The sequence below is a fragment of the Dactylosporangium sp. NPDC050588 genome, from assembly GCF_040654975.1.
In the GTDB taxonomy this organism is placed as follows: Bacteria; Actinomycetota; Actinomycetes; order Mycobacteriales; family Micromonosporaceae; genus Dactylosporangium; species Dactylosporangium maewongense.
This window is the reverse complement of the sequence record NZ_JBFAJA010000057.1, coordinates 26,967-50,355: the sequence shown is the minus strand read 5'-3', so window position 1 is coordinate 50,355 and position 23,389 is coordinate 26,967. Positions and strand designations below refer to the sequence as shown.

General features: G+C 72.0%; 23 protein-coding genes. 6 read left to right on the top strand and 17 right to left on the bottom strand.

What is annotated here, in order from left to right; translation table 11 throughout:
- Nucleotides 1–6 precede the first annotated feature (6 nt).
- Complete coding sequence (locus AB0I21_RS34560; protein WP_344513058.1) at nucleotides 7–345, top strand: DUF6285 domain-containing protein; 339 nt, start codon at nucleotides 7–9, stop codon at nucleotides 343–345.
- On the opposite strand, the gene AB0I21_RS34555 is transcribed toward AB0I21_RS34560, so the two are convergent.
- On the bottom strand, nucleotides 342–968 hold the full coding sequence (locus tag AB0I21_RS34555; protein WP_360567484.1) for a TetR/AcrR family transcriptional regulator: 627 nt from the start codon (nucleotides 966–968) through the stop codon (nucleotides 342–344). The genes AB0I21_RS34560 and AB0I21_RS34555 overlap by 4 nt on opposite strands.
- A gap of 79 nt (nucleotides 969–1,047) precedes the next feature.
- On the opposite strand from AB0I21_RS34555, the gene AB0I21_RS34550 reads away from it, so the two are divergent.
- Nucleotides 1,048–2,052: a nitronate monooxygenase gene (locus AB0I21_RS34550; protein WP_360567482.1), complete on the top strand. Its 1,005-nt coding sequence runs from the start codon at nucleotides 1,048–1,050 to the stop codon at nucleotides 2,050–2,052.
- Nucleotides 2,049–2,828, top strand: a complete 780-nt coding sequence (locus AB0I21_RS34545) for an enoyl-CoA hydratase-related protein (RefSeq protein ID WP_360567480.1) — start codon at nucleotides 2,049–2,051, stop codon at nucleotides 2,826–2,828. The genes AB0I21_RS34550 and AB0I21_RS34545 overlap by 4 nt, the downstream gene beginning before the upstream one ends.
- Before the next feature lie 90 nt (nucleotides 2,829–2,918).
- Here the strand turns inward: AB0I21_RS34545 and AB0I21_RS34540 are convergent, their stop codons facing one another.
- From AB0I21_RS34540 to AB0I21_RS34520, 5 genes are all read right to left on the bottom strand, one after another.
- The gene (locus tag AB0I21_RS34540; protein WP_360567478.1) at nucleotides 2,919–3,128 is read right to left on the bottom strand and encodes a hypothetical protein; all 210 of its coding nucleotides are present in this window, start codon (nucleotides 3,126–3,128) and stop codon (nucleotides 2,919–2,921) included.
- 82 nt (nucleotides 3,129–3,210) lie between these two features.
- Nucleotides 3,211–4,035: a crotonase/enoyl-CoA hydratase family protein gene (locus AB0I21_RS34535; RefSeq protein ID WP_360567477.1), complete on the bottom strand. Its 825-nt coding sequence runs from the start codon at nucleotides 4,033–4,035 to the stop codon at nucleotides 3,211–3,213.
- Nucleotides 4,032–5,213, bottom strand: a complete 1,182-nt coding sequence (locus AB0I21_RS34530) for an acyl-CoA dehydrogenase family protein (protein WP_360567475.1) — start codon at nucleotides 5,211–5,213, stop codon at nucleotides 4,032–4,034. Before AB0I21_RS34530 ends, AB0I21_RS34535 begins: the two co-directional genes overlap by 4 nt.
- A gap of 10 nt (nucleotides 5,214–5,223) precedes the next feature.
- The gene (locus tag AB0I21_RS34525; RefSeq protein ID WP_360567473.1) at nucleotides 5,224–6,411 is read right to left on the bottom strand and encodes a thiolase family protein; all 1,188 of its coding nucleotides are present in this window, start codon (nucleotides 6,409–6,411) and stop codon (nucleotides 5,224–5,226) included.
- Between the two features lie 89 nt (nucleotides 6,412–6,500).
- Complete coding sequence (locus tag AB0I21_RS34520; RefSeq protein WP_360567472.1) at nucleotides 6,501–7,259, bottom strand: SDR family NAD(P)-dependent oxidoreductase; 759 nt, start codon at nucleotides 7,257–7,259, stop codon at nucleotides 6,501–6,503.
- Nucleotides 7,260–7,369: 110 nt separating this feature from the next.
- Between AB0I21_RS34520 and AB0I21_RS34515 the strand changes: the two genes are divergently transcribed.
- The 3 genes from AB0I21_RS34515 (at nucleotide 7,370) to AB0I21_RS34505 (ending at nucleotide 9,496) form a co-directional block, all read left to right on the top strand.
- Complete coding sequence (locus AB0I21_RS34515; RefSeq protein ID WP_360567470.1) at nucleotides 7,370–7,993, top strand: TetR/AcrR family transcriptional regulator; 624 nt, start codon at nucleotides 7,370–7,372, stop codon at nucleotides 7,991–7,993.
- Nucleotides 7,990–8,757 carry an SDR family oxidoreductase gene (locus tag AB0I21_RS34510; RefSeq protein ID WP_360567469.1) on the top strand — a complete coding sequence of 256 codons (768 nt, stop codon included), beginning with the start codon at nucleotides 7,990–7,992 and terminating at the stop codon, nucleotides 8,755–8,757. Before AB0I21_RS34515 ends, AB0I21_RS34510 begins: the two co-directional genes overlap by 4 nt.
- Nucleotides 8,758–8,839: 82 nt before the next feature.
- Nucleotides 8,840–9,496 (top strand): GntR family transcriptional regulator, encoded by a 657-nt coding sequence (locus AB0I21_RS34505; protein WP_360567467.1) that lies wholly within the window; start codon nucleotides 8,840–8,842, stop codon nucleotides 9,494–9,496.
- A 3-nt stretch (nucleotides 9,497–9,499) separates the two neighbouring features.
- Here the strand turns inward: AB0I21_RS34505 and AB0I21_RS34500 are convergent, their stop codons facing one another.
- The 11 genes from AB0I21_RS34500 to AB0I21_RS34450 form a co-directional block, all read right to left on the bottom strand.
- Nucleotides 9,500–10,621 carry a hypothetical protein gene (locus AB0I21_RS34500; RefSeq protein WP_360567466.1) on the bottom strand — a complete coding sequence of 374 codons (1,122 nt, stop codon included), beginning with the start codon at nucleotides 10,619–10,621 and terminating at the stop codon, nucleotides 9,500–9,502.
- The gene (locus AB0I21_RS34495; RefSeq protein WP_360567464.1) at nucleotides 10,618–11,493 is read right to left on the bottom strand and encodes an enoyl-CoA hydratase-related protein; all 876 of its coding nucleotides are present in this window, start codon (nucleotides 11,491–11,493) and stop codon (nucleotides 10,618–10,620) included. The genes AB0I21_RS34500 and AB0I21_RS34495 overlap by 4 nt, the downstream gene beginning before the upstream one ends.
- Nucleotides 11,490–12,956: a 4-hydroxyphenylacetate 3-hydroxylase N-terminal domain-containing protein gene (locus AB0I21_RS34490; RefSeq protein ID WP_360567463.1), complete on the bottom strand. Its 1,467-nt coding sequence runs from the start codon at nucleotides 12,954–12,956 to the stop codon at nucleotides 11,490–11,492. The genes AB0I21_RS34495 and AB0I21_RS34490 overlap by 4 nt, the downstream gene beginning before the upstream one ends.
- A 34-nt stretch (nucleotides 12,957–12,990) precedes the next feature.
- Nucleotides 12,991–14,526: an AMP-binding protein gene (locus tag AB0I21_RS34485; RefSeq protein WP_360567461.1), complete on the bottom strand. Its 1,536-nt coding sequence runs from the start codon at nucleotides 14,524–14,526 to the stop codon at nucleotides 12,991–12,993.
- Between the two features lie 12 nt (nucleotides 14,527–14,538).
- Nucleotides 14,539–14,814, bottom strand: coding sequence for a hypothetical protein (locus AB0I21_RS34480; protein ID WP_360567459.1), 276 nt, complete (start codon nucleotides 14,812–14,814; stop codon nucleotides 14,539–14,541).
- Nucleotides 14,811–15,977 (bottom strand): acyl-CoA dehydrogenase family protein, encoded by a 1,167-nt coding sequence (locus AB0I21_RS34475; protein WP_360567557.1) that lies wholly within the window; start codon nucleotides 15,975–15,977, stop codon nucleotides 14,811–14,813. Before AB0I21_RS34475 ends, AB0I21_RS34480 begins: the two co-directional genes overlap by 4 nt.
- Before the next feature lie 2 nt (nucleotides 15,978–15,979).
- Nucleotides 15,980–17,197: an acyl-CoA dehydrogenase family protein gene (locus tag AB0I21_RS34470; protein WP_360567458.1), complete on the bottom strand. Its 1,218-nt coding sequence runs from the start codon at nucleotides 17,195–17,197 to the stop codon at nucleotides 15,980–15,982.
- Nucleotides 17,198–17,244: 47 nt separating this feature from the next.
- Nucleotides 17,245–19,950, bottom strand: coding sequence for a branched-chain amino acid ABC transporter permease/ATP-binding protein (locus tag AB0I21_RS34465; protein ID WP_360567456.1), 2,706 nt, complete (start codon nucleotides 19,948–19,950; stop codon nucleotides 17,245–17,247).
- Between the two features lie 2 nt (nucleotides 19,951–19,952).
- Nucleotides 19,953–20,663, bottom strand: coding sequence for an ATP-binding cassette domain-containing protein (locus AB0I21_RS34460; protein ID WP_360567455.1), 711 nt, complete (start codon nucleotides 20,661–20,663; stop codon nucleotides 19,953–19,955).
- Nucleotides 20,664–20,690: 27 nt separating this feature from the next.
- The gene (locus AB0I21_RS34455; RefSeq protein WP_360567454.1) at nucleotides 20,691–21,899 is read right to left on the bottom strand and encodes an ABC transporter substrate-binding protein; all 1,209 of its coding nucleotides are present in this window, start codon (nucleotides 21,897–21,899) and stop codon (nucleotides 20,691–20,693) included.
- A 64-nt stretch (nucleotides 21,900–21,963) separates the two neighbouring features.
- Nucleotides 21,964–23,115 (bottom strand): LLM class flavin-dependent oxidoreductase, encoded by a 1,152-nt coding sequence (locus AB0I21_RS34450; RefSeq protein WP_360567452.1) that lies wholly within the window; start codon nucleotides 23,113–23,115, stop codon nucleotides 21,964–21,966.
- Nucleotides 23,116–23,389 lie beyond the last annotated feature (274 nt).

Below are 23,389 nucleotides of genomic sequence, written 5' to 3'. Positions count from 1 at the left end.
GTACACATGCCATCGCACGCCGCGGTTCCCGACCACAACGAGCTGCTGACGGCCGTCGTGGAGACATTGCGCACGGAGCTCCTGCCGCAGGTCAGCGGGCGCTCCCGATACCTGCTCAAGGCGTGTGCCGCCGCGCTCGAAGTGGTGCAGCGGGATCTGACCGCCGGGACCGAGCGCCGCCAGGTCGACGGGGCGGTCTTCGCGGAGCTCGGCGTGCCGGACGAACGGGCCCTGGTCGCCGAGATCAGGGCCGGCCTCGCCCCGGACCGGTTCGCCGCGATCCTCGCGGCGCTGGGCCCGCGCACCGAGGTCGAGCTGCGCGTCCTCGGCCGCGCCGATCGTTAGGCCGGGCTTTGGTCCTCCGGGCGCCAGTAGATGGCGTGATACCAGATGCCGGCGAGCGAGTCGATCGCCGCCTCTTCGTCGACGACGGAGTCGCCGTTGTCACCGCCCTGAGCCAGCCACACGTAGCAGGAGAGCTCGAGCATCGAGGACAGCGCGGACGAGGTCATCCGCACGTCGATGCCCGGGCAGTAGCCCTCCTTCTGCGCGTGTTCGACGCCGTGGGCGATGAAGTCGATGGCCGACCGCCGGATGTCGCGCCAGCTCTCCAGGAAGGCCGGGTCCGCCATCGACGCCTGGAACACGCCGCTGAGCGCGCCGAGCCGGTCACGGTAGGTCTCCCAGAAGATGGTGATCGCCATCCGGATGGCTTCCCTGGGCGGGCGGCCCTCCTGGTACGGCACCGCGATCTGGGCGCGGGTGTCCTCGTGGAAGGCCTGGGCGAGGGCGGCGAGCACGTCGGCCTTGTCGGTGAAGTAGTTGTAGAAGCTCGCCGACGACCGGCCCGCGGTACGCGCGATGTCCTCGACCTTCGTCGACAGGTAACCGCGGGTCGCGAACTCCTTGCGGGCCGCCTCGAGGAACGTGGCCGCCGTGCGCGCCCCTTTGGAGTACTGGCGTGGCATCGCCCCTGCCCCCGTCCGACACCGAGCTTTGAGAACTGAAAGTGATATTAACATCAAGTTTTGCGCCTGATTTCGGGGCGTGCGACAGGAGACAAACGGCATGATCGAGACCCGCTTCACCCGCGAGTTCAACGTCAGGCACCCCATCGTGCAAGGCGGGATGCAATGGGTCGGCCGAGCCGAGCTGGTGGCCCCGGTGGCGGACGCCGGCGCGCTCGGATTCCTCACCGCGCTCACCCAGCCGACGCCCGAGGCGCTCGTCAAGGAGATCGCCCGCTGCCGGGAGCTGACCGACCAGGAGTTCGGCGTCAACCTCACGATCCTGCCGGCGATCTCGCCGCCCCCGTACGCCGAATACCGGGCCGCGATCATCGAGTCGGGGATCCGGACCGTCGAAACGGCCGGGTTCAGCCCGGCGGAGCACATGCCCGCCTTCAAAGCCGCGGGCATCAAGGTGATCCACAAGTGCACGAGCGTGCGGCACGCGGTCAAGGCCGAGTCGCTCGGGGTGGACGCCGTGAGCATCGACGGCTTCGAGTGTGCCGGTCATCCGGGGGAGGACGACGTGCCCGGGCTCGTGCTCATCGCGGCCGCGGCCCGCCGGGTCTCCGTGCCGATCGTCGCATCGGGCGGGATCGCCGACGCCCGTGGCCTGATCGCCGCGCTGGCGCTGGGAGCCGACGCGGTGAACATGGGCACCCGGTTCCTCTGTACCGTGGAGGCCCCGGTGCACGAGAACGTCAAGCGGAAGATCGTCGAGGCGAACGAGCGCGACACCACCCTGATCTTCCGGACCCTGCACAACACCGCCCGCGTCGCGACGAACACCGTCAGCCGTGAGGTCGTCGAGATCCTGCGGGCCGGCGGTGAGTTCGCCGACGTGCGCGACCTCGTCGCCGGGGTCCGCGGCCGCGAGGTCTACGAGACGGGCGACATGGAGCGAGGACTCTGGACCGTGGGGCAGTCGCAGGCGCTGATCGACGACATCCCGACGGTGGCCGAACTGGTCGCACGCATCGTCGCCGAGGCCGAAGACCTCATCACCACCCGTCTCTCCCCGCTGGTGTCGGCGGAGGGACGATGACGGACGACGCCGTCCTGGTCACGACCGACGGCCCGGTCGCGACCGTCACCCTGAGCCGCCCCGACCGGCTCAACGCCCTCGACCTCGCGGGCATGCGACTGCTGGGGAGCCGGCTACGCGAAGCGGCCGGCCGGCCCGGCGTGCGCTGCATCCTGCTCACCGGCGAAGGACGCGCCTTCTGCGCCGGCGCCGACGTCTCCCCGGCCGGCGCTGCGACCGGCGGCGCGGACGGCCGCGCGATCGTCGCCGCGGCCAACGACGCGGTCCTCGCCGTGATCCGCGCCGACGTCCCGGTCGTCGCCGCGGTGAACGGGCCGGCGGTCGGCGTCGGCGTCTCGTTCGCCCTCGCCTGCGACGCGGTCGTGGCGGCCGACACGAGCTGGTTCCAGCTGCCGTTCGTCAACATCGGGCTGGTGCCCGACGGGGGAGCGAGCCACCTGCTCCCGGCGGCGATCGGGCGGGTGCGGGCGAACCGGATGGCGCTGTTCGCCGAGCGCGTGCCGGCGCCGGCCGCGCTGGCGTGGGGCCTGGTCTCGGACGTCGTCCCGGCCGCCGACCTGCTCGACACCGCCCGCACACTGGCGGCCGGGACCGCCGGCGCATCACGCGAGGCGCTCCGGCGCGCCAAACTGGCCCTCCGCCGTGCGGCGGCCGACGAACTCGAGGCGGCCATGCGTAGCGAACTCGAGGACCAGGGCGAGTTGCTGGACGGACCCGACTACGCGGAGGGTCTGGCCGCGCTGCGGGAGCGACGACCTCCGGCCTACCCTGCGTAGGACGTTCGCGGCGGTGATGCAACAGCGTGGTGTGCGACGCCGCCGAACATCGCATTTCCGCCCGCCGCCGGCGACGCGTTCAGATCTCACTTATCGGTATTGCTCGTAAATCGTGCGTGCCCAGGAGTCCGGTTCTTCATGGCCGAGCAGGTTGTCCGGTCCGATCTCGTGGAACGCCCAGTGATCGTTGATGATCGACAACGCCTCAGCCTCGGAGATGTTGAAGGTCCCGGCCATCTCCTCGACGATCGATGACACGTAGTCCCGCATCTCGTCGATCACCGGGAACGTGATCGCCAAGCGTCGCGACCGGCATCGATCGCCCAGCGTCGCGGCCGGCACCGAACCCGGCCGGCTCGGGCGCACCGGCTTCAGCGCGGTGCTACCGGCCTTCCCAGACCGGCGCCCGCTTCTCGGCGAAGGCGATCGGCCCCTCGACGGCGTCCCGGCTGGCGAACACGGCCGCGGCCGCCTCGTCGTTGACGGTCCACGGCTCGCGGCGCGACCACTCCGGGTCCCAGGCCGAGCTGGACTCGGCCACCTGGTGCATGACCCGCTTGGTGTACTGCACGGACAGCGGCGCGTTCGCGGCGACGCGCTCGGCCAGCACCATCGCCTCATCCAGCGCGGCCCCGGGCCGGGCGACCACGTTGACCAGGCCCCACTCGGCCGCCTCCTGCACGTCGACGGCGTCACCGGTGAGCGCCATCTGCAACGCGCGCTTGAGCGGGATCTGCCGCTGGAGCCGCACCACCCCGCCCGCGGCGGCGACCAGGCCCCGCTTGACCTCGGGCAGGCCGAGCCGGGCGTCCTCGGCCGCGACCACCAGGTCACAGGCGAGGGCGATCTCGGTGCCGCCGCCCATGGCGAACCCGTTGACGGCCGCGATCAGCGGCTTGTCGATCCAGTGCCGGGCGATACCGGCGAAGCCCCACTCCGGGTGCTCCGGCGCGGCGATCGACCGCCCGGCCGCCAGCTCCTTGAGGTCGGCGCCGGCGCAGAAGGCCCGGCCGTTGCCGGTCACGACCACGACCCGCACCTCGGGGTCGGCCGCCGCCCGCTCCAGCGCCTCCCCGGCCGCGGCGGACAGCGCCGCGTTGACGGCGTTCAGGGACGCGGGCCGGTTCAGCCGGATCACGGCGATGTGCCCGGCCCGCTCATACAACGCAGCCGGTTCGGTTTCGACGGTCGTCTTCGTGTCTGTCATCGGGTCTCCAGGACGTCGCGCGCGATGATGTGTTTCATGATCTCGGTGGTGCCGCCGTAGATGGTGGTGACGCGGGTGTCGGCGTACGCCCGGGCGATGGGGTACTCGAGCATGTATCCGTAGCCGCCGAACAGCTGGACGCAGCGGTCGACGAGGCGCTTGTGCATCTCCGTCGCCCACCACTTCGCCTTGGCCGCGTCCACCGCGTTCAGCTCGCCGCGGTTGAACCGCAGCATGGCGTCGTCCACGTATGCCTGCGACACCTCCAGCTCGGTCAGCATCTCGGCGATGGCGAACCGGGTGTTCTGGAACGACGCGATGCGCTGGCCGAACGCCTGCCGCTGCGTGACGTGTTCGACGGTCCAGCCGAGCGCCGCCCGGGCCCCGGCACATGCGGCGACCGCGATCCCCAGCCGCTCCAGCGGCAGGTGGCTCATCAGATGGTGCAGCCCTCGGCCCACCTCGCCGAGCACGTTGCCGGCGGGGACGATCACGTTGTCGAAGAACAGCTCCGCGGTGTCCTGTGACTTCAGGCCGACCTTGGCGAGCTTGCGGCCGCGTTCGAAGCCGGGCATCCCGCGCTCCACGACCAGCAGGCTGAACGCGCGGCTCCCGGCGTCGGGGGCCGGATCGGTCCGGGCGACCACAATCACGAGGTCGCTCAGGATGCCGTTGGTGATGAACGTCTTGGCGCCGTTGAGGACCCAGCCGTCGCCGTCGCGCCGGGCCGTCGTCCGGATGCCCTGCAGGTCCGAGCCGGTGCCCGGCTCGGTCATGGCGATGGCGCCGATGCGCCGGCCCGAGCAGAGGTCCGGCACCCACCGTGCGGCCTGCTCCGGGGTGGCCAGGTCGAAGAAGTACGGGAGCACGATGTCGGCGTGGGCGGAGAACCCCGAGCCGAGGGACGTGGCGCCGACCTTGGCGAACTCCTCCATCATCGCGCACCGGAAGCCGAAGTCGGAGATGGCCCCGCCGCCGCCGTGCTCCTCGGGTGCGTTGATGCCGAGCAGCCCCTGCCGGCCGGCTTCGAGCCACGGCTCGCGCGGGATGATGCCCGCCTCGTCCCAGGACTCGACGTGCGCGGTGACGTGCCGGCTGAGGAACGCGGCGACGGTGGCGCGGAACGCCTCGTGGTCGCCGGTGAAGAACGGGCGCCGCGCCCACAGGTCCTTGGTCATGTCTTCCCCATCAGAGGCGTTCGATGACGGTGGCGTTGGCAAGGCCGCCGCCCTCGCACATGGTCTGCAGCCCGTAGCGGCCGCCGGTGGCCTCGAGGTGGTGCAGCATCGTGGCCATGAGCCGGATGCCGGAGGCGCCGAGCGGGTGGCCCAGCGCGATGGCGCCGCCCCGGCAGTTGAGCCGCTCGGGGTCACCGCCGAGTTCGGCCAGCCAGGCCAGCGGTACCGGGGCGAAGGCCTCGTTCACCTCGTAGGCGTCGATCGCGTCGATGCCCAGGCCGGCCCGCGCCAGGACCTGCCGCGTGGCCGGGATCGGCGCCGTCAGCATCAGCAGCGGGTCGTCGCCGGCCACCGCGAACGCGTGGAAGCGGGCCCGCGCGCGGAGGCCGAGCTTCGCGGCCACGTCCTCGCCCATGATCAGGGCCGCGGCGGCGCCGTCGGTCAGTGGCGAGGAGTTGCCCGCCGTGATCCGCCAGTCCAGGTCCGGGAAGCGCTCGCGCATCTCGGGGGCGTCGAAGGACGGCCGGAGCGCGGCCAGGCCCTCGGGGCTCGTCGCCGGGCGGATCGTCTCGTCCGCCGCGAACCGGCCGTCGCCGTCCTCGCCGACCGGCACCGGCACGATCTCGTGGTCGAACCCGCCGGCCTTCGCGGTCTCGGCCGCGAGGCGGTGCGACCGGGCGGAGTACTCGTCGAGCCGCTCCCGCGAGAGCCCCCACTTCTGGGCGATGAGCTCGGCCGAGACGCCCTGGCCGACGAGCCCCTGCGGGTAGCGCCGGGCGACCCCGGGCCCCTGCGGGTCCTGACCCAGCGTGCTGACCCCCATCGGCACCCGGCTCATCGACTCCACGCCACCGGCGACGACGATGTCGTAGGCCCCCGCCATCACGCCCTGCGCGGCGAAGTGCATCGCCTGCTGGCTGGACCCGCACTGCCGGTCGATGGTCGTGGCCGGCACCGACTCCGGCCAGCCCGCGGCGAGCACCGCGTTGCGGCCGATGTTCATCGCCTGCTGGCCGGCCTGGCCGACGCAGCCGGTGATGACGTCCTCGACCCGCCCCGGGTCCAGGTCGTTGCGCTCGGCGAGGGCGCGGAGCACGGTGGCGTAGAGGTCGACCGGGTGCACGCCGGACAGCGCTCCGCCCGGCTTGCCCTTACCGGAGGCCGTCCGGACGATGTCGACGATGACCGCTTGACGCATGATCTCTTCCTTCCGTCGGTGAGGCAGTCGGTGGGCCCGTTGGTGAGCCTGTCGGTGGGCGCGTCGGTGGGCCCGTCGGTGGGCACTGCTCAGCGCGGGGCCATGCGGATGGCGCCGTCGAGGCGGATGGTCTCGCCGTTGAGCATCGGGTTGGCGACGATCGCCGCGACCAGCTGCGCGTACTCCGCAGGGCGGCCGAGCCGGCTCGGATGCGGCACCTGGGCGCCCAGCGAGTCGCGGACCTCCTGCGCCAGCTGGCCCAGCAGCGGGGTCTCGAAGGTGCCCGGGGCGATGGTGACGACGCGGATCTTCAGTGTCGCCAGGTCGCGGGCGATGGGCAGGGTCATGCCGACGATGGCGCCCTTGGACGCCGAGTAGGCGGCCTGCCCGATCTGGCCGTCGAACGCGGCCACCGACGCGGTGTTGACGATGACCCCGCGCTCCTCACCGGTCACCTCGTTCTCCGCCATCGCCGCGGCGGCCAGGCGCAGCACGTTGAAGGTCCCGAGCAGATTCACCCGGATGACCCGCTCGAAGTCGGCGAGCGGGAACGGGCCCTGCTTGCCGACGGTCCGGATCGCGTTGCCGATGCCCGCGCAGTTGACCAGGACGGCGAGGCCGCCGCCGTCGTTGGCGAGCGCGACCGCCGACCGCACCGCCGCTTCGTCGGTCACGTCGGCGCCGGCGAACCGGACCGCGTCGCCAAGCGCATCGAGCCGGCCGCGGTCGGCGCCCGGCAGGTCGAGGGCCACCACCCGGGCCCCTGCGGCCGCGAGGGTCTCCACCGTCGCCAGGCCGAGCCCGGACGCGCCTCCGGTCACCAGCGCCTGCTTGCCCCGGACATCCATGCCACGACCTCCGTATCTGGTCTACTTAGTTAGCGATCGCTAAGCTAGCCTTCGAGGGCCTGCGAAGGCAATCACTCGTGACGGATTTGGCGAGCGGGACAGAGGCGGGGATGACACTGAGCGACGACACGTCCGGCTGGCGGGAGTACCCACCACTCGAGCTGCATCCGCTGCTGGCGCTGGCGTTGGACGAGATCGTCGAGCACGGCTACGACGGCACGTCGGTCCGCAAGATAGCCAACCGGGCCGGCGTCACCGTGCCGGCGCTCTACTACCACTTCGAGAACAAACAGGCCATGCTCCGGGAGCTGCTCGACCACGCGATGCGGATCGTGCTCACCCACGCCCGGGCCGCGCTCGACGAGGCCGGCGCCGACTGCACGGCCCGGCTCAGCGCGCTGGTCGAGGCCATCGTCCTGTACACCGCCCACCATCGCGACCTGGCGTTCCTCGACTCCGAACGGCGCAGCCTCACCCCGGAGAACCGGGCGCACTACGTCGCCCAGCGCGACGAGCTCGAGGGCGAGCTGCGCGACGCGATCCGCGGGGGAGTGGCGCAGGGCGTCTTCCGCACCCCGCACCCGGACGAGTGCGGCCGGGCGATCCTGTCGATGTGCCAGGGCGTCGCCGGCTGGTTCCGGCCGGGTGGCCCGGTAGACGAGGCCACCATGGCCCGCCGGTACGCCGACCTCGCGCTCGCCACCGTGCAGCACCAGAAAGGAAATGGACGATGAGCGGGCCTCTCGACGCGTTCCGGCTCGACGGGCGGGTAGTCGTCATCACCGGCGCCAGCTCCGGGCTCGGGCTGGGTTTCGCCCGGGCGGTCGCGGCCGTCGGCGGCCACCTCGTGCTCGGCGCCCGGCGCCTGGACCGGCTGCAGGCGGCCGCGGACGAGCTGCGGGCGCAGGGCGCGACCGTGCTCGTCCAGGCGGCGGACGTCGCGGTGCCCGAGCAGTGCCAGGCTCTGGTGGACGCGGCGACGGCGGAGTTCGGGCGCGTCGACGTGCTCGTCAACAACGCCGGCCTCGCCGTCTCCGTGCCGGCCTCGAAGGACACCCCCGACTCCTTCCGCCAGGTCATCGACGTGAACCTCAACGGCTCGTTCTGGATGGCGCAGGCCTGCGCCCGGGTGATGCCGGCGGGCTCCTCCATCGTCAACGTGGCGAGCGTCCACGGCGTCGTGGCCTCGCGGTTCCCGGGGGCCTCCTACGCCGCGAGCAAGGCGGGCGTGATCGGGCTGACCCGCGATCTCGCGCAGCAGTGGTCCCGCCGCAAGGGCATCAGGGTCAACGCCCTGTGCCCCGGCTACGTCGCCACCGAGATGACGGCGACGGGTGAGGACAAGCTCCGCGCCATGGTCGCCGAGCACAGCCTGCTGGGCCGCTTCGGCGAGCAGTCCGAGATCGACGGGGCGCTGCTGTTCCTGGCGAGCCCGGCGTCGTCCTACGTCACCGGCACGACCCTCGTCGTCGACGGCGGCCTTGCCGCGTCGGTCTGACCACCCGGCCTTGACCGATTCGGCGTGCGGCGGCCAGTAGACTCGGCCGGATCCATGCCGACGAGTGTCCGGGGGAGTGCCGATGGCCAAAGCGGCCGAAACGGCGTATGAGGCCGTCCGCGCCGGCATCCTGTCCGGCGAGTTCGCCCGCGGGCAGCGGCTGCGCGAGGAGGAGCTCGCGCTGCGGGCCGGGGTGTCGCGCACGCCCGTCCGCGAGGCGCTGCGCCGGCTGGACGCGGAGGGCCTCGTCGAGTTCACGCCGAACCGGGGCGCGCGGGTGGTCGCCTGGTCCGAGCAGGAGCTCGAGGACAACTACGAGCTCCGCGCGATGCTGGAGAGCTACGGTGCCCGGCTGGCCGCGGAGCGCATCACCGACGAGGAGCTCGACACCATCGCGCAGGTCGCGGCCCGGATGACCTCGTTGAGCCGCAAGGGTGCGGCCGCCGCCGATGAGCTCACCGTGCTCAACGGCGACTTCCACCGCGCGATCCTGCGGGCCTCCCGGCACACGCAGCTCGACAGCATGGTCCGCGGCATCATGGACACGCCGCTGATCTTCCGCACCTTCCAGCGCTACGACGCGGAGCGCATGCGCACCAGCGTGCGGCAGCACGCCGAGCTCGTCCAGGCGCTCCGGGTCCGCGACGGCGGGTGGGCGGAGGCGGTCATGCGGGCGCACATCCTCGCCGCGCGTTCGACGATCGTGCTGTCACTGCGCGACGAGGAGGACGGCGACTGACGGTCAGGGTTGCGCCCGCCCCTTGAGCCAGTCCGCGAGGGTGTCGGCCACCGTGTCGCGGGCCGGCGCCGGCTCCATGAAGTAGTGGTCGCCGGGCAGCGTCACGAACTCCTTGTCCGCCGTCGCCGCACCGTCGTAGAGGCCCTGTGCGTCGGCGGGGAAGACGCCGCTGTCGGCGTCCGGCTGCACCACGAGGGTGGGCAGGTCGAGGCGGGCCAGGTGCGGTGCGGCGACGCAGTCGGACTCCTCCAGGCTGAACATGTTGAGCCAGGTGCGCATCGTGCTCACCACGCCGACGCCGAGGACGCCATAGTTGGCCCGCTTGGGATCGCCGAAGTAGCACAGCGGCGTCGGGCGGTTTGACGGGTCGATGCCCGGGTCGACGTACCGGGGGTCGGCCCAGGTGCGGCCCATCGTGAAGATCCGGTCGCGGGCCGGCCTGTCCCGCGCGGCGTCGAGCTGCTCCGTGCACCACGCGGTCAGCCGGTGGTTGCGTTCGATCTGGGCGGCCCGGTAGCGGTCGAGGAACTCCGGTGCGAAGGAACCGCCGTGGCGCGGGTCGTACATGTCGAGGTCGGCGTCGACCGCGTTCGGGTCGTTCTCGTCGATCACCGACGGGTCCATGGTCCGCGTGATCCACTCCGGCCTGCCGGGGTGCGCCGCCAGGAACACCATCAGGTCGCCGGGCGGCAGGTGCAGGGCCGGCTCGAACACCTTGGACCGGCCGTACGGCGGGCGGATGTTCGGCTCGCGCGACTGGGAGTGGTACGCCGCCATCAGGGAGCCGCCGCCGGAGTTGCCGAGCAGGACGACCTTCTCGACGCCGCGGTCGCGCAGCAGCTGCACGCCGACCCCGATCTCGGCCAGGGCGTGGTCGAGGGTGAAGAGGTGCTCGGCCCCGCGGAACCGGGTGTTCCAGCCGAGGAAGCCGTAACCGCGCTCCGCCATGCGGGTCGCCATGTAGTGCTCGGAGAAGTCGACGTTGTAGTGCGCGGCGATGAAGGCCGTGCGCGGCGCCCGGCCGGACGGGGTGTAGTAGATGCCCTGGCACGGGTGGCCACCGGCGCCCGCCCGGCCCAGGGCCGGCGACGCAACCCCGATGAACTCTTGGTCGATGCTGGTCACGCGGAGTCCTCCCCGTGTTCGTTGGGCCATGATGGAAGATCGGTTGACGGGCGGCCGGTCCAGGCCGGGCGGCGTTTCTGCAGGAAGGCCTCGACCCCCTCGCGGGCGTCGGGGCGGTCGAGGAGCGCCTCCATCACCAGCCGCTCCTTGCGGCCGTGCTCGAACGGGTCGGCATCCACCGCCTCCCAGAGCAGGCGCTTGGTCGCCGCGACCGCGACCGGCGCGGCGTGCTCGACGATGTCGCGCGCGAGGGCCTGCGCGCGCGGGAGGACGTGATCGGCCGGCAGCGCCGCGACGGCCAGCCCCCACTCGACCGCCTCGGGGCCGGTGAAGCGGCGGCCGGTGAGCAGCAGCTCCTGCGCCCGCCCCAGGCCCACGTGGCGGACCAGGTTCCAGTGGCCCATCCACTCCGCGGTCACGCCCAGCCGGACGAAGGGAAGCGCGAGCACGGCGTCGTCGGCGACGAACCGCACATCGCACTGCATAGCCAGGGTGAGCCCGGCGCCCACCGCCGCGCCCTGGATCGCGGCGATCACCGGCTTGCGCACCTGGTGCGGCGCGATCCACTCGGCGCCCGGGCCCTCCGGCGCGGCGCCGCCGAAGCCGTCCCCGGTCATCTCCGAGCCGGCCGAGAAGGCCCGCCCGGCGCCGGTCAGCACGACCGCACCGACCTCGTCGGCGGTGTCGCACCACCGGAGCACGGCGCTGAGCTCGTGGTTCATCGTGCGGTCGATCGCGTTGAGCCGTTCGGGCCGGTGCAGGGTCACCGTGGCGACGCCGTCGCCGGTCGCCAGCCGCAGCCGCGTGAGCCGTTCGGGCCGCTGGGCGGCGGACGTGTCGGTCCAGGCGAACGTGGACTCCTCGTACCTCACGCGCTTGTTCCCGCGGGGTACGCGGCCGCGTCCGGCTCGTAGCCGTGCGGGCCGAACCGGTGCAGGCCGCTGAGCACCTCGCCGGATTCGGTGATGCCGGCGGTCTCGCGGGCGAGCGCCTTCGCCGTCTCCATGTCGAAGTGGTTCGTGACGACCACCTTCTGGGCGTAGAGGCCCCCGCCGGCCTGGATCACGGTCACGTGCTTCCAGCCGCCGTAGGCGTCGGCGGTGAAGTCGCGGATCGTGTGGAACAGGCGCATGCGGTAGCCGGCGTCGACGCCGTCCATCGTGCGCATGTACTTGCGCAGGTCGGCCTCGGTCTCCGGGTTGCTCAGGTCGCGCAGGGACGGCGCCGTGAGCACCGAGCCGCCCGCGATGTCGTGCAGGTTGCGCACCATCGTGCTGAACTGCGCGGCAGCGTGATACTTCGCGGCGTTGGTGAACAGCTCGTCGGGCGAGGCCCAGCCCTCCGGGGTGAAGGTGGCGTGGGTCATCGCGGCCTCGAACCCGGCCCGGATGAGCGTCGCGTAGATGATCATCTCGGCGATCTTGTCCTTGATGTGCCCGATCTTCAGCAGGCCGTTGGCCTCGGCGACGAGGTGTGCGAGCCCGACGAGGGTGTCCGCGAGGCGCACGTAGCTGCCGACGCTGCCGAGGCGCTCCCACAGGCCCAGGGAGTGCACGAAGGTCGCGGAGTGCTCCAGCTCTCCCGCCAGGAAGAGGCGTTCGTTGGGGACGAAGACATCGTCGAAGACGATGAGTCCCTCGGTCATCACGTGCCGGGAGCTGTAGGGGTAGAAGTCCGGGTCCAGGTCGGGCCGCGGCGCGAACGAGGCGTTGATGACCCGCACCCCGGGGGAGTTGACCGGCACCGCGGCGGCCACGCTCCAGTCCTCCTCGCCCGGCTTCATCCGCTTGGTGGGCATGACCATGAGGTCGTGCGCGACCGCCGCCGAGGAGATGTGCAGCTTCGCGCCGCGGATGACGACTCCGTCGGGTCCCCGGTCGACGATGCGGACGTAGAGGTCGGGGTCGTCCTGCTTGCCCGGGGACAGCGCGCGGTTGCCCTTCGAGTCGGTGATCGCCTGCACGATCCGGATGTCGCGGCGCTTGCTCTCCTCGAAGTAGGCCAGGGCCCGCTCGGCGTACTGGGGCTGCTGCGCGCGCATCCGGCTGGCCGCGGTGAGCACCATGAGCAGGCCGTTGGCCGTGGAGATGGTCGGGAAGTCCCAGTGCAGCTGCCGCTGCTGGGTCTCGCGCAGCTCCTCGACGGAGGTGGGGATGAAGAAGTACGGGCCGTGGACGTCGTCGCCGGGCTGGTAGTGCTTGTCGTAGCCGAGCGCCGCGGCCTGGGCGGGACCTTGCAGCAACGGTTCGGCGGTCACGTCGGGCACCGAGTGGCCGTTGACGAAGATGCGGCGGCCGTCGCGGAGGGATTCCAGGTACTGGTCTCCGGTGAGCATCAGGACGGCTCCTCAAGGTAGTGATCTGGTGAAGTCATGAGATCCGGCCTTCCGCCAGGAGCTCACGCAGCCGGAGTTTGTCGATCTTGCCGGCGGGGTTGCGCGGGAAGGTCGCGACGACGACGACGCGCTGCGGCACCTTGTAACTGGCCAGCCGGCCGCGGCAGTGCTCCTTCACCTCGGCCGACGATGGTGTGCCGTGGCCGTCGCGCAGCGCCACGACCGCGGTCACCACCTGCCCCCAGTGCGGGTCCGGCTCGCCGACGACCGCGATCTCGGCCACGGCCGCGTGCCCGCCGAGCACGTCCTCGATCTCGACGGGGTAGACGTTCTCGCCGCCCCGGATGATCATTTCGTCGGCCCGGCCGGCCAGGTGCAGGAAGCCCTCCTGGTCCTTCCAGGCCAGGTCGCCGGCGATGAACCACCCGTCGCGGACGGCGCGGGCGGTGAGGTCGGGCCGGTCCAGGTAGCCGCTCATCACGGTGTCGCCCCGGCTGGCGATGACCCCGACCGCACCGTCCGGGACCTCGGCGCCGTCGGGGTCGAGCAGCCGGACGTCGCAGCCGAACGCCGGCCGGCCGATCGTGCCGAGCAGCCACTCGTCGCCGGCGAGGGCCCGCCGGTGGTCCTCGGGCCGCAGGACCAGCTGGCCGCCCGCCTCGGTCCCGGCGCCGAACCCGTTGTGCAGGTCGCAGCCGAAGACGTCGGCCATGCGCCGCACGACCGAGGTCGGCATCGGCGCGCCGCCGTACATGATCGAACGCAGGCCGGAGAAGTCCGCCTCCGCGAGCTTCGGATGTTCGAGCAGCTGGATGATCATGCTGGGGACGAGCGTCGCGTGCCGCACGCGCCCGGACCCGAGCCACGACAGCGCCAGATCGGCGTCCCACTGCGGCATGATCACGGAGGCTCCGCCGCGGGCGACGCCGTACAGCACGTGCCCGAAGCCGGCGGCGTGGAAGAGCGGGGCACCGGAGTAGATCAGGTCGCCCGGCCGGAGGCCGAGCTCGAGCACCCCCGACTGCGTGATCGCCTTGATCATGCGCTGCGACTGCAGCACGCCCTTCGGGGTGCCGGTCGTCCCGCTGGTGAACGAGATGCTCAGGATGTCGTCGTCGGTGGTGACCGCCGGGAGCTCGCCGCCGTCCGGCCCGCCGGCCAGGAACTCCTCATACCCCGACTCGAACTGGATGGCGTCCCGGAGCCGGCAGTCGTCGACGATCTCCTGGTACCGGGCGCTGTGGAAGATGACCTGGGCGCCGCCGGCGGCCAGCACCGTGCGGATCTCCGCCGGCGACAGCCGGAAGTTGAGCGCCACGTAGGTCGCGCCCAGCTTCATGCAGGCCAGCAGCACCTCGACGTACTCGGGGGAGTCCACGGCGAGCAGCGCCACCCGGTCGCCGCGGCCGATCCCGAGCTGCCGCAGCGCCCGGGCGAGCCGGGTGATCCGCTGCTCGCCCTCGGCGTACGTGCGGGTCCGCCCGTCCGCGGCCACCAGGAATGCGGCCTGCGGGGTGAAGCGCGCCTGCACGGTGACCCAGTCACCGGGCGCCAAACCGGAAAGCTGCACGGGGGTACCTCCTCATTCGCCGACGACGTGCATGCGGACCTCGTCCCCGTCCACCCACCCATGCCGGCGGGCGTAATCGATCATGCCGTCGAACCCGCCGCGCCACCGCTGATCGCCCGCCCGCGCACCGGCCAGTTCCAGCAGCGTCTGCGTGCGCACCCAGAGGTGGCCGTCCTCGAGGCGGCCCCGGTCGCCGATCGTGGCGTCCCCGAGGATGTGCGCGCTCAGCGACGTGAGGTCGTCGAGGTCCACCAGCGTGACGCCGCCCCCCTCGACCCGCAGGATCATCGGCCGACCTTCCCGGCGTAGAACGAGGCCAGCTGGGTGTCCTCGCCGTGGGCCGCCAGCACCGACGCCGTGAGCAGCCGGGGCTGCTGACCCGTGGAGTCGAGCAGCTGCCGGTTCGACACGGCGCGCCGGTAGTACAGGTGGGCCGGGTGCTCCCACGTGAACCCGATGCCGCCGTGCAGGTGGATCGCCTCGCGGGTGATCTCGGCGCCGATCCGCCCGCAGTACATCCGCGCGACGGCCAGCCCGGCCAGCGACTCCGGCCGCCGGCCGATCGCGTCGTTGTGCCGCACCGAACGCACGGCGACCGACAGGGCGGAGCGCGCCCGCTCCAGCGAGACCAGCAGGTCGGCGCACTTGTGCTTGACCGCCTGGAACGACCCGATCGGCCGGCCGAACTGGGTGCGCACCTTCACGTAGTCGACCGCCATCTCCAGCGCGCGCTCGGCGGCGCCGACGCACTCGGCCGACATGCCGAGGATCGCGCCCTGGCGGATGGCGGCCACCCCGGCGCGGGCCCGGTCGTCCTCGGCGAGCAGTTCGGCCCGGGCACCCGTCAGCCGCACCGCGCCCATCCGCCGGGTCAGGTCGAGCGTGGCCAGCGGGACGACCTCGACGCCGGGGTCGCTCGCGTCGACCCAGAAGAACGCGTGGTGACCATGGTGCTCGGCGAGCACGAGCAGGGCGTCGGCGGCGGTGGCGTCGACCACGCACGGCAGCTCGCCCTGGATCTCGAAGTCGCCGCCGGTACCGGCCTTCGCGTGCGGATACTCCAGCGGGAACTTCTCCTCGATGGGCAGCACCGGCACCGCGACGAGCTCCCCGGCGGCGATCCGGCGGAGCCGGCCGTGGTTCTCCTCGTCATCGGCGAGGGCCACCAGGGCCGCGGCCACCAGCGAGGTGGTCAGGAAGGGCCCGTCGTCGAGGGCCCGGCCGAGCTCGGTGTGGACGGCGACCTCCTCCGCCAGGCCCATGCCCGCGCCGCCGTGCTCCTCGGGAATCCGGACCCCGGGCAGGCCCAGCTCACTCGCCTGCCGGCGCCAGCGATCGCGGTCGAGGCGCCGGGCCTCGGCCGGGTCGAGCGCCCCGCCGCGCAGGGCGGCTCCGGGGTCCCGCTCGAGGTGGGCGCGCACCACCTGCCGCAACTGCTCGATGTCGTCCATGCTCAAGCACTCTTCTCGGGGACCGGGCGCTCCTCGCGCGGAAGACCGAGCACACGCTCGGCGAGGATGTTGCGTTGGATCTCGTCGCTACCGCCGGCGATCCGGTGGGACGGCGCGCTGAGCAGCAGCTGCGACCACGAGTAGGTGCCCCAGGCGCCGGTGTCGGCGACCATCCGGTACCCCAGGAGGCGGGCGGCCACGTCGGAGTAGTACTCCATGTCGGAGGTCGTCATGAGCTTGACCACGGAGCCCGGGGCGGGCCCGCCGGCGTCGCGCAGCCGTGTGGCGGTCTCGTGCAGCACCTGCTCGCGGGCCCAGCACTCGGCCAGCAGGTCCTGGATGGCCGGATCGTCGATGGCACCGGTGGAGCGGGCCAGGGCGAACAGGCGGATCACCGGCTCGATCATGATGCCGTTGTGGGCCCGGCCGAGCACGGAGCGCTCGCTGCCGACCGTGGTCATCGCGATGTTCCAGCCGCCGTTCACCGGTCCGAGCCGCCGGGAGTCCGGCACCCGTACACCGTCGAGGAACACCTCGTTGAAGTGCTCGGAACCGGTCACCTGGCGCAGCGGGCGGACATCGATCCCGGGCGAGTTCATGTCGATGAGGAACACGCTCAGGCCGCGGTGCCGGCTCTCCGGCGGTCCGGTGCGCACGAGGAGCTCCCCGAGCTGCGCGACGTGCGCGAAGGACGACCAGACCTTCTGGCCGGTGACGATCCAGTCGTCACCGTCGCGGACCGCGGTGGTGCGCAGGCTGGCGAGGTCGGAGCCGGCCTCCGGCTCGGAGAAGAGCTGGCAGCAGATCAGGTCGCCGCGCCAGATCCCCGGCAGGAAGGCCCGCTGCTGCTCCTCGGTGCCGTGCGCCAGGATGGTCGGAGCCACGATGCCGTGGCTCACCATGTAGGTCGACGTGGACGGCACCTGGTATTCCGCGGCGATGCCGGCGACCAGCTCGACGTAGTCGTGGGAGAGCCCGCGCCCGCCGAACCGGACGGGACCGTCGAGCCAGGCGAGCTTCGCGTCGAACAGCTCCCGCTGCCACTGCTGGGCCCGGGCGACCTCGGCCGCCTCGTCGTCCGGCTGGGTGAGCCCGACGCCGACCACGTCGTCGTCCCCGACGCCGTGCAGCATGCCGCGCCGCTCGCGCCGCGGCGCCCGGGCCGCGAAGAACGCGTGCGCTTCGGACGCCACGGCCTCGTGCGTCGCTGGCGTGGTCATCGGCTCCTCCTGCGGGCTGTGCTCTGGTGCGTTGACCGGGCCGGCGTTCACACGCGGGCCCCGTCGTCGGACTCGTCCGCTTCGCGACCGAGGTAGGCGGAGATGACCCGGGGATCCCGGGCGACGTCCTGGGGCGTTCCTCGGGCGAGCACGGCGCCGGCCTCGAGCACGGTGACCCGGTCGCACGTGCTGAGCACCAGGTCGACGTTGTGCTCGACGAGCAGGATGCTCATGTCCCAGTCCCGGGCGAGGGTCCGGATGAGCGTGCCGAGCTCCCGGGCCTCCTCGTCGCTGAGCCCGGCCGCCGGCTCGTCCAGCAGCAGCACGCGCGGGTCGGCCGCCACCGCCCGGGCGATCGCGACGAGCCGCCGCTTGCCGAACGCGAGCTCGCCGGGCTTGCGGTCGAGGTCGTCCTCGAGCCGGAACTCCCGGATGGCCGCGAGGGCGGGCGGCGTCAGCTGGATGCGGCCCGGCACGACGAGGTCGCTGACGTAGCGGCGGGCACTGTCGTCATCACACGCGACCGCGAGGTTCTCACGGACGGACAGGTCGGCGAAGAGCTCCAGGGACTGGAAGGACCGGGCGACCCCGGCCCGGGCCCGGCGCCGCGCGCTCCACGGCGCGATCGAACTGTCGTCGAGTCTGATCGTGCCGCGGGTGGGTCGCACGAATCCGGTGAGCGCGTCGATGACCGTCGTCTTGCCGGCCCCGTTCGGGCCGATCAGGCCGTGCACCTCGCCCGGGACGAGGTCCAGCGACACGTCGTCGACGGCCACGACCCCGCCGAACTGCACCCGCAGGTCGGACACGTGCAGCGCCCGCGACGGACGGCGGTCGTGTGGCGGCGTGACGGGCTGTTCCCGCTCGGACCGGGGCCGGGGCGGGAAGGAAGGCACCCGCAGGAGCCGGCCGATGCGGCGCACGAGGTGGGCGTTCATCTCGTACAGGCCGTTGCGGCCGCTGCGCAGGACGTAGAGCAGGAACAGCCCGCTGACCAGCGGCAGGTAACGCTCCAGGTTGTCGACGCCGTGCAGGATCTGCGTGCCGACGCCGCCGGGCAGCAGCGTGGACGCGAGCAGCGCACCGCCGATGGTGCCGATGCCGCCGACGACCGAGACGCCGATGACGGTGATCGAGGTGAGCACGTCGAACTGGGCCGGGAGGACGGTGGCGCCCTGGAAGGCCAGCAGGACACCGGCGAGCGCGGCGAGCGCCGACGCGAGCGCGAAAGCGTAGAGCTTGCCGACGAACACGTTGACGCCGAGGGCGGCCGCGGCCCGTTCGTTGGACCGGACCGCGAGCAGGCGCCGGCCGACCCGGCCGCGGCGCAGGTTGGCCACGGCCAGGGCGCTGAGGGTCAGCGCCGCGAGCGCCACGAGCCCGTAGTTGTAGGGATGCTTGATCGCCCCGAAGTCCCAGCCGAGGATCGACGGCTCGCCGATCGGGATGCCGGTGTCGCCGCCGGCGAACTTGAAGTCGCTGAGCACCAGGCTGAACAGCACGATGCCCATGCCGAGCGTCGCGATGGCGAGGTTGATGCCCCGGGTCCGCAGCGCCGGCAGCGCGACCAGCACGCCGACGAGCGCCGCGGCCACCATCGCGCCGATCAGCGCCGGCAGGAAGCCCCAGCCCGCGCGGGAGACGAACGTCGCCGCGGCGAACGCCCCCGACCCGGCGAGCACGTACTGGGCCAGCGACAGCTGCCCGGCATACCCGGTGACGACGGTGACCGACAGGGTGAGGATCGCGAACGCCATCGTGACCGTCAGCGCCTGTGCCCACACCGGCGAGACGACGAAGGCGATGAGGAAGGCGAACACGCCGACGACGAGGACCGCCGGCACGACCCGGATGCGGCCGTCGCCGACGCTGGGCAGGCGTTCCAGCACGTGACTGCGCAGGGGCAGCGAGCTTCCCCGCAGCACCAGGTAGGCCACGATCACGATGAAGGGCACACTGTCGCCCCAGCCCGTCACCGTGACATAGCGGGTCGTCAGGGACTGCACGACACCGATCGCCAGCGCGCCGGCGAAGGCGATCGGGAACGAGACGAACCGGGCCAGCAGCGCGGCCGCGAGGGCCGGCACGATCAGCAGGGTGAGCTGCGTGGGCTGCAGGTAGGTGATCGGGCCGATCAGGGCGCCGGCCAGCGCCGCGATGCCGGCGGCGAGCGCCCAGTTGGCGGTCGCGATCCGGTCCGGTGAGTGGCCCAGGCTCGCGACGGCCCGCTGGTTCTCGGCCATGGCGCTGGCCACCCGACCGAACGACGTCCAGCGGAAGACGGCGTACAGCGCCGCCGTCAGCGCGGCGCCGATCAGCAGGATGATGAGCCGGTCGACGCCGAGCGTCGCGCCGGGGAGCGGTTCGACGGCGGTGGTGGGCAGGAAGGAGGGCACGCTGATGGGGCCCACCCCGTACCGCAGCACGGCGGCGGCCTGGAGGGTGAGCAGCACGCCCAGGGTCGCGATCACCCGTTCGATCGGTGACGAGGTGCGCATCGGCCGAAGGATCAGCAACTGCACGGCGACGCCGAGCAGGACGCCGACCGCGGTCGCGGCGACGACGGACGGGATCGCCGGCCACCCGGCCGCCACGCGGAACTCGTAGTACGCGTAGCCGCCGACCATCACGAACGAGCCCTGCGCGAAGTTGACGATCCCGGAGCCCCGGTAGATCAGCACCAGCCCCTGGCCGAGGAGGCTGTAGATCGCGCCGATGCCCAGGCCGAGCAGGAGGAACTGGACGATTTCCACGGTCACTCCGTTCCGGTTACGGTGGCGTCGCCGAGGTAGAGGGACTCCACGGCCGCGATGCCGTCGGCGGCGTTCCCGGTCGCCGCGACGGCACCGCGCCGCAGGAGATACCAGCGGTCGGCGACCGCCATGGCCCGGCGGGCCTGCTGCTCGACCAGCAGCACGGCCACCCCGTCCCGGTCGGCCGCCTGCCGCAGCGCGGCGAACAGGCGGTCGACCACGAGCGGTGCGAGGCCGAGGGACAGCTCGTCGAGCAGCAGCGCGACCGGGTTCGCGGCGAGGGCCCTGGCCAGCGACAGCATCTGCTGCTCGCCGCCGGACAGCAGCCCGGCCCGGGTCGCGAGGAGCGGTTGGAGCTCGGGGAAGAGCTCCGTGGCCCGTTCGATGCGTCCCGACCCGAGCAGCAGGTTGTCGCGCACGGACATGCTCATCAGCACCGAGCGCTCCTCGGGCACGAAACTCATGCCCATGCGGGCGCGCACGTGGAGCGGGGCGGTCGTGGCCGTCCCGCGCCACAGCACCTCACCCCCGATCGGCGGCAGTTCGCCGGCCGCGGTGAGGATCGTCGTCGACTTGCCCGTCCCGTTGGCCCCGAGGAGCGCGACGATCTCGCCGCGCATCACCTTGAGGTCGACGTCGCGCACCACGGCCAGGTCGTCGTACCCCGCGCTCAGTCCGCGCAGCTCGAGGACGGGCGCGTCCCCGGGTGCCACTGCCGCCACTGCCGCCGATGCGTTCATCTACTTGGCGCCCAGCGGGTCGATCGCGTCGCCGTCCTGCTTGAGCGTTCCGCCCACGGCCTCGGACACGTACACCTTGAAGGTGGGCACCCGCGGGTAGGTCTGGACGACCGGCGGGTTGGGGATGCCGGCGTAGTCAGGCACGGTGCCCAGCACGATGGGCTTGTCGAGCTTGTCCAGCAGGCCGGTGATCGCGGCGGCGGAGACGTTGCCGCCCAGCCGCTTCACGATCTCGACGAGGAACGTGACCGAGGTCCAGGTGCCCAGGGAGCCGTTGTCGGTCACGGCCTCCGGGTGGTACTTGGCCATGTCGGCCAGGAACTGCTGCACCTGCGGGATCGAGGTGTTGGTCACGGGGACCGCGGACGACGTGATGAACACCTTGTCGGCGAGGTCACCGAGCGCCTTCTGGTCGGCGGGCTTGAAGATGTTCGCCAGGGTCGCGATGTTGCCCTTGAACCCGGCCTGGCGGACGGCCCGGATGATCCGCGGCGCATCGGTCGCGGTGGAGGCGACGGCGATGGCGTCGGGGGTCTTGGCCAGCGCCGAGGAGGCGACGGCGCTGAAGTCGGGCGCGCCGAGCGGGGCCAGGATCCGGTACGACTGGGCGCCGCCGGCCTTCGCCCCGTTGGCGATGTCGTCGGCGGCGGCGTAGGCGGCGGCCGCGTCGGCGACGATCACCGCGATGTTCTTGCCGCCCTTGTTGGCCAGCAGCCGGCCCAGGCCGACCTGCATCGACTGGGTGCCGCCGGTGATCGGGTAGGACACCTTGCTCGTGCCCTCGGTGGGGCCGCCCGATCCGGCGCCGGCCAGCCACGGGATGCCGGCGGCCTCGAGCACGGGCAGTTCCGCGGGGGCCTGCGAGCTGGCCGCGCCGACCACGGCGACGACGCCGTCACTGACGGCCTGGCGGGCGCAGGCCGCACCGGTGTTGGCGTTGTACGCGTCGTTGCAGTACGTCACCTCGATCTTCCGGCCGTCGATGCCGCCGGCGGCGTTGATGGACTGCACGTGCGCGTCGAGACCGGCCTTGGCGTCCTTGAGTGAGAGGTTCGGGCTCTCGAAGGTCCCGATCTGCATGATCTTGATCGGGCCGCTGCTGCTGGCGGTGGTGCTCGGGGTGTCCGCGCCGCGGCAGGCGGCGAGGCCGGCCACGAGCGCGAGGGTGGCTAACGGGACGAGGACATGACGGGGTGTGGGGAAGGGCATGTCGGTCCTTTCGGATTATCCGAGCTGTCTCCGGCTTGGAGGGGGTGTCCAGCTCGGGACGAAGTCAGCGCAGACTCTGGATGTTCACGCCGGCCGGCAGTTCGCGGCCGGAGTCGGAGTAGGCCTTGGAGATCGCGGCCTGGGCCAGTGGCTTGTAGGACGGCCGCTTCTCGGTGACGACACGGGCGGACCGCTGCGCGGCCGTGAGCGTGCCCTGGAAGTGCGGCATGACGAAGCGGGCGAAGAGTTCGAGGCTGGTCAGCGACTTCTCCCGGCTGGCCCAGTCGTGCGTCATGATCATGAATCCGCCGAAGCCGCCGGTCTGATCGAGCATCCGCTCGATCGCCGCGATGGCGTCCGCGGGCGTGCCGATGATGGAGCTGTCGTCGGCGATCTCGTCGGCGAGGGTGTAGTCGTTCTCCAGGCCCAGCACCGGCTTGAAGTAGTGCTCCCGCTCCTCGGCCCGTCCCTTCTCGACGTCGCGGATCGCCTGCTCGCGGTCCTCGGCGAGGTGGACCCGCACGACCATCCGCCACTCGTCCCGGCTGATGGTCGTGCCGGCGTCGGCGGCCGCCTGCTCGGCGATCTCCCACTGGGCCTTCATGTCCTTCTTCCCGCCGATGAAGCCGGCGCTCAGCGACAGGACGCCGACGCCGTGCTTGCCGGCGGTGGTCACGCCCGAGGGTGAGGTCGTGCTGGCGACGGCGATCGGGACGCCGTCCGGACTGAGCGGCAGCCAGGCCAGCTGGGCCTCGCGCAGCTCGAACCATTCGGTGGACGCGGTGACGGTCTCGCCGTCGAGGAGCCGGATGATCACGTCCAGCGCCTCGTTCATCCGGGAGCGCTGGGTCACCGGCGCGATGCCCATCATGTCGGCGTCGGAGATGAGCGCACCCGGGCCGACGCCGAGCATCGCGCGGCCGTAGCTCAGGTGGTCCAGCAGGACGACGCGGTCGGCGACCAGCAGCGGGTGGTGGTACGGGAGGCTGACCACGCCCGTGCCGAGCCGGATCCGCGAGGTGCGGACGGCCGCCGCCGACAGCGCCATGAACGGGTCGGCGATGCGCTCGACGCCGGTGGAGTGGTGCTCGCCGACCCATGCCTCGTCGTATCCGAGCCGGTCGGCGAGCTCGATGAGCGCCAGGTCGTGGCGCAGGCTGAGCGTCGGGCTGTCGTTGTTCGCGTGGAACGGGGCGATGAACACACCGAAAGTCATGGGCGCCGGACGAGCCATGGGGATCCCCCTCATAAGCGGGTGTCGATCGAGAGCGGAGAAGGTGGAGCCGGGCGCGTGTGACGCCGGTCTCAAGCAAGTGATTGCTGAATCTACTCAGAAACTCGCCGAGCGCAAGAGACTGCCGGAAACCGGTTCGGCTCGGTTCGGCGGCGTGCAGTTCAGTGGAAATGCCCGGATCTTGCCTCGTTGGGCGGTACCTCTGGGCTCGGAAGTGTTCCTGAATCTATTCAGATTCAGGGTGGCGTACGCCACA